At 66.1% G+C, this 9,973-nt stretch carries 8 protein-coding genes and 1 pseudogene; 7 read left to right on the top strand and 2 right to left on the bottom strand.

The genetic code is table 11. The features are described from left to right. Nucleotides 1-256: 256 nt before the first annotated feature. Entirely contained in the window at nucleotides 257-1,627 is a 1,371-nt protein-coding gene (locus VGV06_20505; GenBank protein HEV2057523.1) for an MFS transporter, read from the top strand. Here the strand turns inward: VGV06_20505 and VGV06_20500 are convergent. Then, nucleotides 1,617-3,572 (bottom strand): alkyl sulfatase dimerization domain-containing protein, encoded by a 1,956-nt coding sequence (locus tag VGV06_20500; GenBank protein ID HEV2057522.1) that lies wholly within the window; start codon nucleotides 3,570-3,572, stop codon nucleotides 1,617-1,619. The two genes, VGV06_20505 and VGV06_20500, sit on opposite strands and share 11 nt — an antisense overlap. Before the next feature lie 196 nt (nucleotides 3,573-3,768). Here VGV06_20500 and VGV06_20495 point away from each other — a divergent pair, with 196 nt between their 5' ends. From VGV06_20495 to VGV06_20475, 5 genes and pseudogenes are all read left to right on the top strand, one after another. Then, nucleotides 3,769-5,016, top strand: coding sequence for an ABC transporter substrate-binding protein (locus tag VGV06_20495; GenBank protein HEV2057521.1), 1,248 nt, complete (start codon nucleotides 3,769-3,771; stop codon nucleotides 5,014-5,016). 44 nt (nucleotides 5,017-5,060) lie between these two features. Continuing rightward, nucleotides 5,061-5,285, top strand: a pseudogene (locus VGV06_20490) (tyrosine-type recombinase/integrase). 297 nt (nucleotides 5,286-5,582) lie between these two features. Further along, nucleotides 5,583-6,260 (top strand): transporter substrate-binding domain-containing protein, encoded by a 678-nt coding sequence (locus VGV06_20485; protein ID HEV2057520.1) that lies wholly within the window; start codon nucleotides 5,583-5,585, stop codon nucleotides 6,258-6,260. A 258-nt stretch (nucleotides 6,261-6,518) separates the two neighbouring features. After that, nucleotides 6,519-6,950: an NIPSNAP family protein gene (locus tag VGV06_20480; GenBank protein HEV2057519.1), complete on the top strand. Its 432-nt coding sequence runs from the start codon at nucleotides 6,519-6,521 to the stop codon at nucleotides 6,948-6,950. 208 nt (nucleotides 6,951-7,158) lie between these two features. Further along, a complete protein-coding gene (locus VGV06_20475) occupies nucleotides 7,159-8,151 on the top strand; it encodes an ABC transporter substrate-binding protein (protein ID HEV2057518.1) in 993 nt (330 codons plus the stop codon). Nucleotides 8,152-8,362: 211 nt separating this feature from the next. Here the strand turns inward: VGV06_20475 and VGV06_20470 are convergent, their stop codons facing one another. Next, complete coding sequence (locus VGV06_20470) at nucleotides 8,363-9,520, bottom strand: cobalamin-independent methionine synthase II family protein (protein ID HEV2057517.1); 1,158 nt, start codon at nucleotides 9,518-9,520, stop codon at nucleotides 8,363-8,365. 89 nt (nucleotides 9,521-9,609) lie between these two features. Between VGV06_20470 and VGV06_20465 the strand changes: the two genes are divergently transcribed. Next, complete coding sequence (locus VGV06_20465) at nucleotides 9,610-9,972, top strand: cupin domain-containing protein (GenBank protein HEV2057516.1); 363 nt, start codon at nucleotides 9,610-9,612, stop codon at nucleotides 9,970-9,972. The last annotated feature ends 1 nt before the right edge of the window (nucleotide 9,973 follow it).

Genomic DNA, 9,973 nt, shown 5'->3' with positions numbered 1-9,973 from the left:
GATCCTGCCGGAGCCGATCACTCCGATCTTCATGCCGCCCTCGGCCGCGGCGGTGGCGCGCGCCGCCAGCGGGATGGTGCCCAGGGCCGCGCCCGCGGCAGCGGCCGCGGCGGCCTGAAGGAATTGGCGGCGACCTTCGTTGACTGCGCCGTTCGAGTTCATCGTAAATCTCCTCACCTGGTGGGATGCGAGACTGCTACCCTTCTTGATCGGCCATGTCAGGCGGTTCGTGCGAACACCCAACAAGGAATACTCCGTGCCCACCGAAAAGTCCAGCGCCGCCGGCGGCGGTTTGACGCTCCGGGTGCTCCGCACCGTGATCGACGTGAGGCCGGCCGAAGCGACGGCGCTCGCATGGTCGTGGCTGTATTTCTTTTCGATCCTGTCCGCGTACTACGTCATCCGGCCGATTCGCGACGAGATCGGCGCGGCGGGCGGCATCGAGAACCTGCCGTGGCTGTTCACCGGAACGCTGGTCGGCATGCTGATCGCCAACCCGCCGTTCTCGGCGCTGGTGGCGCGCCTCGCGCCCGTCCGTTTCATCTCGTGGACGTACCGGTTCTTCATGGCCAACCTCGTGCTCTTTCTGATCCTGCTGGAGACGACCTCGGGGCCCGCCAACGCGTGGACCGGCAGGATGTTCTACATCTGGGCGGCGGTCTTCAATCTCTTCGTCGTGTCCGTGTTCTGGGGCTTTCTCGCCGACGTGTTCAGCAGCGAGCAGAGCCGGCGGCTGTTCGGCTTCATTGCCGCGGGCGGAACCATCGGCGGGATCGTCGGATCGTCGTTGACCTTCGCGCTGGTCGAGCATCTCGGCCGGAGCCGCCTCCTGCTCGTCTCGGCCGTGCTGCTCGAGGTGGCCGTGTTCAGCGTCCGGCGCCTGGCGAGGATCGCGCGGGGCCTGCGCGAGCGGGCCGGAGGGGGCAGAGACGACGCGGCCGTCGGCGGCAGGGTGCTGTCCGGATTCGCCCACGCCGTCCGATCGCCCTATCTCTTGAACCTGACGGTGTACATGCTGCTCTTCACGATCCTGTCGACGTTTCTCTACTTCCAGCAGGCCGATATCGCGAAACACAGCTTCACGGACCGCTCGGCGCGAACGGCGTTCTTCGCTAATATCGACTTGGCGGTCAACGTCCTCACGCTTCTCATTCAGCTCCTCCTGACGGGGCGGATCATCAAGAGGCTCGGCGTCGCCCTCACGCTCACCCTGCTGCCGGCGCTGAGCGTCGCGGGATTCGCCGTGCTCGGGGTGGCGCCGACCTTGTGGGGGGTCATCACGTTCCAGGTCCTGCGGCGCGCCGGCAATTTCGCCGTGGCGCGGCCCGCGCGCGAGACCTGCTTCACCGTGGTACCGCGCGAAGACAAATACAAGGCCAAGAGCTTCATCGATACCTTCGTCTACCGCGCGGGCGACCAGATCGGCGCCTGGGCGTACGCTGGCATGGGGCTCCTTGGGCTCGGGCTGGCGGGCATCAGCGTCGCAGCCGTGCCGATCTCAGCGCTCTGGCTGGTCAACGGGCTGTGGCTGGGCCGTCGAAACGAGACGCTCGCGCGGGAAGCAGCACAGCCGGCGTCACGGCCCGCCGTTGCCCGTCTGACGGGCGAGTCGGATCTCAAGACGTGACGCCTCCTGACGGCATTCGCTTGGGTTCGATCACTTCGAACATCAGGGCGAAGTCGTCGAGGAGGCCGAAGAGCTCGGCGACCATGTCGGGTTCACCCTCGATGCGCGCGAGGCCCTGCCGCACGGCCTCGGCGAACGGCACCTCGCCCAGGATGATGCGGTCGAGTGTCGCCCGGTCGAGCGTCACGGTGGCGTCGGCGCGGGCGCTCCGCCGGTCGGCCAGGTAGGTCAAGGCGCAGTTCTCGAGGTTCAGCACGTACGTCCGGGCAAGGTCGGAGAACGCCCAGTTGATGACGATGCGCCGGTCCTCGGCCTTCTCGCCGTTGAGCCGAACACCCAGGTAGTCGAAGACATGATCGAGGCTCATCGCGCGGACGACGTCGGGGCTGACGGGGGCCCGCGCGACGACGTTGGGCTGGCCCTGCCGCAGCTCGAAGGCGCCCAGAAGATACGCGTTGCGCCAGGTCGCGGACTCCGCCGCATAGCCGAGCTGCTCGAGGGCGTCGGCGCCGAGATGGCGCGCCTCCGTGTTCGAAGGATCGGCGAAGACGACGTGGCTCATGGCCTCGGCGACGAAGCGGTACTCGCCCCGCTCAAAATCCTCGCGCGCCCGCCTGATCGCCGCCGGGGCGCCGCCCATGTACTCGACGTACTTGCGCCCGCGCTCGACGGGAGGCAGCGAGTTGAGGTTGGCGGGATTGGCGTCGTACCAGCCGAGGTAGCGCTGGTAGACCGCCTTCGCGTTGTGGCTGAGCGTGCCGTAGTATCCGCGCGTGTGCCACGTCGCGGCGAGGCTTTTCGGCAGGGCGAGACGCTCGGCGATCTCGGCCGCCTTGTAGCCGTGGTTCATGAGGCGCACGGTCTGGTCGTGCAGGTGTTTGTACAGATCGCGCTGCCTGGCGAGGAAGTCGAGCACGCGGTGGTTGTCCCACACCGGCCAGTGGTGCTGGGCGAAGACGACGTCGGTGTCGCGGCCGAAGCGGTCCATCGCCTCGTTGAGGTAGCGGGCCCAGGCGTTGGCGTCGCGCGCCTGGGCGCCCCGGATGGGGTAGATATTGTGCAGGTTGTGCGTGGCGTTCTCGGCGAGGTTCAGCGCCCGGAGCGCGGGGTAGAACATGTGCATCTCGGCCGGCGCCTCCGTCTCCGGGGCGAGCTGGAACACGATCTCGACGCCGTCGATGCGGTGCGTCTCGATCGGCGCGGTCACGATGCGCGTCGGCGGGATGAGCGTGACGGTCCCGCGCGACGTGGCCTTGCCAAGCCCCGCGTCCACCTGGCCGCGCGGCCCCTTGGGCAGGGTGCCGCCGAACTGGAACTGCGCGCGCCGGATCATCGCCGTGCCCGCGAGCACGTTCTCCGAGACGATCTCGTGCATGAAGCGGTCGGGCGCCCAGATCTCGACGGCGCCCGCTCGCACATCGGCCTCGTCCACAACGCCCCGCACGCCGCCGTAATGGTCGGTGTGGCTGTGGGTGTAGATGACCGCTGTGACCGGCCGCAATCCACGGTGCGCCCCTCCCCGATGCGCCAAGTAGAGATCGAGGCCCGCGCGCGCCACCTCGGTCGAGATCAGAGGGTCGACGACGATGAGCCCCCGGTCGCCCTCGATGATGGTCATGTTCGAGATGTCGAAGCCGCGGATCTGATAGATGCGGTCGGTGACCTGGAACAGGCCGTGGCTCATGTTGAGCCGGGCCTGGCGCCAGAGGCTCGGGTTGACGGTGGGCGGCGCATGCTCCTCGCCCAGGAAGGCATAGCCCCTGAGGCTCCAGACGACGCGACCCCGGTCGTTCTTGATCTCCACTTCGGGGAGGGAGCCCAGGAAGCCTCGCCGGGCGTCCTCGAAGTCCTGGGTGTCGCCGAACGGCAGAGCGTCCATCACGGCGCGGTTGAGCGCGCGCGTGACGGGCGTGGCGTCCTTCGGGTCATAACCCGGAGCGGTCATCGCGTCCTCCCCTACAGCGCGCCTGGTGGAATCCGGTTTGTTCACGACGGCAATCGTAGGGGATCACGACCCGGCTTGCAACGCGCCGTTCCAGCCCTACTTGACGGCGCGGCGCGCCTCGTCACACTATCGTGGGCCAGATATCGCCAGAGGTCCTTGAGCGGTCCCGCACCCGGGGGACAAGGAGAAGAGAGCCATGCGTAGACGTCGATTCCTTGTCGCGATGGGCGCAGCCGCCGTGGGCATGGCCGGAAGGCCACGGCTGGGCCGGGCCGCCGACCGCGGCCCCATCCGGATCGGGTACTTCGGGCCGCTCACCGGCAACTTTTCCCAGACCGGGAAGGACATGACGGACGGGTTCACGCTCTTCTGGGAAGAGGTCGGCTACAAGGTGGCCGGCCGCGAGGTCAAGGTCATCGTGGAGGATTCGGATCCGGAGCCGACCGGCGCCCTGACCAAGGTGCGGCGGCTCGTGGAGCAGGAGAATGTGCACACTGTCGCCGGCGGGCTGCTGGCCGCCACCGGCTATGCCATCGCGCCGTACCTCGAGCAGAACAAGATCCCGACCGTCTACCCCGTGATGGCGCCGGACGACATCACCCAGCGCAAGCCGGTGCGGTGGGTCGTGCGCACGTCCTTCACCGGCAGCCAGGCGACGCACCCGCTCGGGGACTATGCCTACAAGCAGCTCAAGCTGCGGCGCATGGCCACGATCAGCATGGACTACGCGTTCGGCTGGGAGTCCAACGGCGGGTTCCAGCGCGTGTTCGAAGATCTGGGCGGCAAGGTCGTGCAGCGGATCTGGACCCCGTTGAACATGCAGGACTACGCGCCGTACCTGACCTCGCTGAAGAAGGACATCGATGGCGTCTACGCGTGCCACACAGGCGGCCTCTCCCCGCGCTTCGTAAAGGCGTGGAGCGACGCTGGTCTCAAGGGAAAGATTCCGCTGGTCGGGATCGGGACGCTGACGGACGAGAACGTCCTGAAGAGCATGGGTGACGAGGCCGTCGGGGTCATGACCTCCCTCATTTACAGCTCCGTGCTGGAGAACCCGGCCAACAAGAAGTTCTCGGCTGCCTACGAGAAGCGCTATGGCCGCGGCACGTCTCTGTACTCCGCCGAGGGGTACACGGCTGGGCGCTTCTACTACGAGGCGCTCAGGAGCATCAACGGGGAGGCCGAGGACAAGGAGAAGCTCCTCGCCGCGCTCCGGAAGGTGGAGTTCAGCGACGAACCGCGCGGGCCGATGAAGATGGACGACCTGGGCAACCCGATCCAGAACGTCTACATCCGCAGGGTCGAGCGGGTGGGCGGGAAGCTGCAGAACAGCGTGATCTATACGTACCCGAACGTGTCGCAGTTCTGGACCTACAACCGGGACGAGTATCTGAAGACCCCGGTCTACGACCGCAACTACCCGCCCTGCAAGTACTGCGAGTAGTCGGGGGGTCAGGTTGCCGCTGCTCGAATGCGCGCGCCTCCTGCCACTCCTTCGCAACCCATCTGCTGGAGGACGGCCACGACATCCGAACCGTCCAAGAGCTCCTCGGGCACCGCGACGTGAGCACCACCATGATCTACACGCACGTCCTCAACCCCGGGCCAGCCGGGGTCCAGAGTCCCGCGGTTCGGATGACGCCCCATGACGCCGAGCCCGACCCTCCACCGGATACGCAGACCTCGCATATCGTGTATCCGAGGTCTGCATAGCAAGGCGCCCGGCAGCCTGTACGCGCCGGCGAAGTGCGCCTTCTTCAATGCTAATCGAGCTAGAACTATGATACCGGGCACCGTGTTACGCTGTCGGCACGCGCTTCGTCAGCGGTGCTACGCAGGTCAGCCGAATTCTAGTTAGAGAGCCACGGTTACTTCTGGGAGGGTGCAATGCGAATAACTTATTGGCCGATGGTTGCGATACTTGGCGTGCTACTCACAGGCTGTGCAGCTGCCGTCACTGCACCTACTCCGGAAGCGCGACAGGCCTTGGCTCCAACCGGCAAGCTTCGCGTGGGCCTCTATCTTGGCGGTCCCGCATCCGTGATAAAGGACCCCGCGTCGGGTGAGATGAAAGGAGTGGGATTTGATCTCGGGAAAGAATTCGCGCGACGAATGGGGGTCCCGTTTGAGCCGGTTGTGTACCCATCAATCGGGGCCCTTGTCGACAACGCGAGGACTGGCCAGTGGGACATCGCCTTCCTTGCCATTCTCCCTGAGCGGACGAAGGATATGGACTTCACCGCGCCGCACATAGAAATCGAACTGGGCTACCTTGTCCCAGGCGGCTCTTCCATCTCGACGTTGGCCGATGTTGACCGGCCAGGGATTCGAGTTGGTGTCCCGGAGAAGGGCGCAGTCGATATCTTTCTATCTCGAGAACTAAAGAACGCTACGGTCGTCCGAGGCCCAGGCCTTGCCGGCGGAGTAGAGATGCTGAAATCGAGGAAAGCCGACGCGTTTGCTGCGAACAAGGCTAACCTCTTCCAAATTTCGGATCAGTTGCCCGGTTCTCGGGTCCTCGAGGGCCGCTTCGCCACCGAGCGGCAGGGGATGGCCCTCCCAAAGGGACGCGATATCGCGATGCCCTACGCGCGCAAATTCGTGGAGGACGCGAGGTCCGAGGGGCTCGTCAAAGCCGCGGTCGAGCGGGCTGGATTACGTGGCGCCGTTGAGGCCGGATCTCAATGAAAGCTCTCTAACGAACGGCTGGAGCGGACCGCGGGAAGGCGGCTCGACGGAGCAGTCATCGGCGGCCCGCCGGCCGCTCAGCCGTAGCGTTCGGCGGCTTACGAGACGTTGAATGGCTCAGGCAGAACGCTCTGAGAAACGGCGCCGCGCGCGGCGCCGCCCAGGGTGGGCGCCCATTCCTCGGTCGGGCGTCCCTTCGAGGGACGCCGAATCGCGTGGAACAGCCGTTAACGAAAGTCAACGAGGAGGAGGTTCACAATGAAGGCGAAGCAGTTCGTCTTGGGCGCGACCGCCATGATCGCAGTCGGATTGATAGGGTTCGCGGCTGGCGTGTCCGTGGGCCAGGAGAAGAAGACCAGAGTCTATGAGCTGCGGACGTACACGGTGCTGCCAGGCCGACTGCCGGCCCTTCACAAGCGATTCGCCGAGCACACGATGAAACTCTTCGAGAAGCAGGGCATGAGGAACGAGATGTATTGGGTGCCAACGGACGACGCGCGCAAGGACAACACGCTCATCTACTTTCTGTCTCATGAGAGCCAGGAAGCAGCGGACCGAAGCTGGAAGGCGTTCGTGGCCGATCCCGAGTGGATCAAGGTGCGCGACGCCAGCGAGGCCGATGGCAAGATTCTCTCGAAAGCGCCCGAGCGTGTGTACATGAAGGTGACGGACTATTCTCCGTCGCGTTAAGTGCGATGAAAGAGGTCCCGGCTTCGGCCGATCAACGCCAGGGCCGCGATGACACACCGTCGAACTTCGCAGTCCACCGGACCGAAGCTCGCTTCGCTCGCTCCGGCCGGTGACTGCGGACGTTCGCCGCACTGGCGAAGGGTCCAGCATGTCGTGGCCCGCGGACGCCGGCATCGCTTCTGCTGCGAATGGAGGACGTGATCGACTGATGGACCGGCGCGCTTTCATCGGCAGCCTCGCCCTCGGGACCCTCGCGGTGCCGCGCGCCGCCCGCGCCCAGCCCGCGCGCAAGGTCTATCGCATCGGAATCCTCGGTAGCTTTGTGACGACCTCCGAAATGGTCGGGCCCCAGCCACAGAACCCATCCCTCAACGCACTCCTGCGCGGATTGCGCGAGCTCGGCTACGTGTATGGGGAGCATTTCGTGACCGAGGTGCGCTCGGCCGAGGGAAGACCGGAGCACTTCCCCAGCCTCGCTGCCGAGCTGGTCCGTCTGCAGGTGGACGTGATCGTCGCCCCAGGGCCAACGCTGGCCGCGCTCAAGCAGGCGACGTCGACGATCCCCATCATCATGACGGGCGCCGGCGACCCGGTGGCGGAGGGGTTGGTTCAGAGCCTCGCACGCCCGGGCGGGAACTTCACGGGGCTGAGCCTTCAGATGGTAGAGACGACGGGGAAGCGACTCGAGCTGCTCAAGGAGCTCGTCCCGGGTGCGGCGCCAGTGGCGGTCCTCCGGGTATGGACCAGCCTCCTGTCTTGGCAGGTGGCCGAAGCCGCTGCCAGGGAGCGGGGGTGGAAGCTGCTCTCGCTCGAGATTCGAGACGCTGGCGAGATCGAGGCGGCTTTCAAGACGGCGACTGGCGCGCGCGCTGGCGCCCTTCTCGTGTTCCCGGGCGGGCTCCTCGACCCGCACGCCCGGCGAATCGCGGAGCTGGCTGCCAAGAGCCGGCTCCCCGCCATGTATGGACTCCGGTTCTATGTCGAGGCCGGCGGGCTGATCTCCTATAGCGCGAATCTCATCGAGATCAATCGGCGCGCGGCCGTCTTTGTCGACAAGATCTTGAAAGGCGCCCAGCCCGCCGACCTGCCCGTCGAGCAGCCGACGAAGTTCGAGCTCGTTATGAACCTGCGCGCGGCCAAGGCGCTAGGGCTCAACATCCCGCCGTCGATCCTGTCGCGGGCAGATGAGGTCATACAGTAAGCCACGCTGATGAACCAGCGACGATCTGGTGGGCGTCGAACTTCACGCTGCAGCGGACCAAGGGCTCGCGTCGCTCGCCCCTGGCCGCTGAGCGTGCTCGTTGGGCGCGCCGTTAGACGCGGGAGATCGGTAGGAAGCAGGGCAGCGGCGGGATGACGAGCAAGCCCGCCTCAAGCGTCAAGGCTGGCGCTCTCAGCCACACGCGCGGCGGTCAGCCGGAGAACGTGTAGCGGGGGTCGGCGGCAGGGATGTCCACCTCGGGCAGCTTCAGCTCGCGCCGGACGATGTTGGCGCCGAGGTTGATCGCCACGGTCTTGTAAAAGGCGATGCGGCGCGAGAGGCCCTCACGCCCGAAGCCGCAGTCGCTGGAGAGGATCAGCCGCTCGGGTGGCACGTACTCCAGCGCCCGGCGGATCAGGTCGGCCACCACCTCGGGCGGCTCGACGGCGGCCGTCGAGTGGTTGACCACGCCGATGGCGATCTTCTTGTCCGTGCGGTATTTCCCGAGCAGCGGCAGGTCGCGCCCGCCCGTGCTCGCGCATTCTAGCGTGATAACGTCGGCGGCGGTCTGGAGGAGGTAGGGCAGGGCGCGCTCGTAGGAGGGCCGCTGCCAGTGGATAGGCTGCTGGCTCGGATTGCCCCAGCAGGTGTGCAGCCAGATTTCCGTTTCGACACCCTTGATCTCGCGGTTCAGCGCATCCGTCAGAAACTGGAGCTCGCCATCCGAGATGCCGTCGGCGGCCGCGATGTGGTGGCGCGGCTCCTCCACCTGGATGACCCGGCACCCGGCCGTCGCCACCTCGCGCAGCTCGGCGTTGATGATGTCCGCGGCGTCCAGCACCAGCTCCCGGTCCGTGGCGTAGTGCTTGTTGGCGATCATCTTGGCCATCGTCTGGGCGCTGATGGAGCCGAACTTGACCGGCCGCGCGCTGAAGCGCTGTGCCACCTTGAAGAGCGCCGCGTACTGGAGCGGCCCGCCGCGCAGCTTTTCGCCGGCGATGGCGGGCTGATAGGCCTCCATCACTTCGTAGAGGATCCGCCCCGGCTGGATCGTCGTCCAGCCCGCGCCCGCGGCGCGGTCCACGTGGCCGGTGATGCCGAGGAGCCGCTCGATCGGGTAGAAGAACCACGACTTGCCGCCCACCGTGAGATCGAATCGCGAATCGCCGTCGGTGAGGATGTCGAGGCCCGCCAGCTCCTGCTCCTTGACGATGCAGCTGACCGCGTCCAGGTACTGCTCGCGGAAGCGCGAGTCGCCGAGCGCCTCCTTGAACGGCCGCCCCCGCAGCACCTCGGTGAACCACGACGGCCGCGGCCAGGAGCCGGTGACGGTCGTGGGCAGCGTGAGATCGCGCGTGGCGTTCAGCATTCGTCCGCTCCTCCCGCGCCCGAGATTAGCACGTTCTTGAGCCCGTCACAGGAAGGCGCTATCCTCGGTTCCTCGGAGGAGGGAGGCCTATGAGGACACCGATCAACCTTGAGGACAAGCTCTCGAAGTTCTCCGAACACTGGTCGCCGAAGATCATCGCCCGGATGAACGACTACCACTTCAAGCTCGTCAAGTTCCAGGGCGATTTCGTGTGGCATGACCACAAGGACACCGACGAGGTGTTCATCGTGCTGGACGGGGCCATGGCCATTCACTTCCGCGATGGCAGCGTGTCGGTCAAGGCGGGAGAGATGTTCGTCATCCCGAAAGGGGTGGAGCACATGACCTCGGCAGAGAGTGAATGCCGGGCGATGCTCGTGGAAACGGCCGGGACCGTCAACACCGGCGATGCCGGCGGCGACAAGACCGCCCCGACCGACGTCTGGATCTAGC

Source organism: Candidatus Methylomirabilota bacterium (assembly GCA_035936835.1).
Taxonomy (GTDB): domain Bacteria; phylum Methylomirabilota; class Methylomirabilia; order Rokubacteriales; family CSP1-6; genus AR37.
Note: the sequence above shows the minus strand (reverse complement) of the source record. Positions and strands in the feature narration are given on the sequence as shown.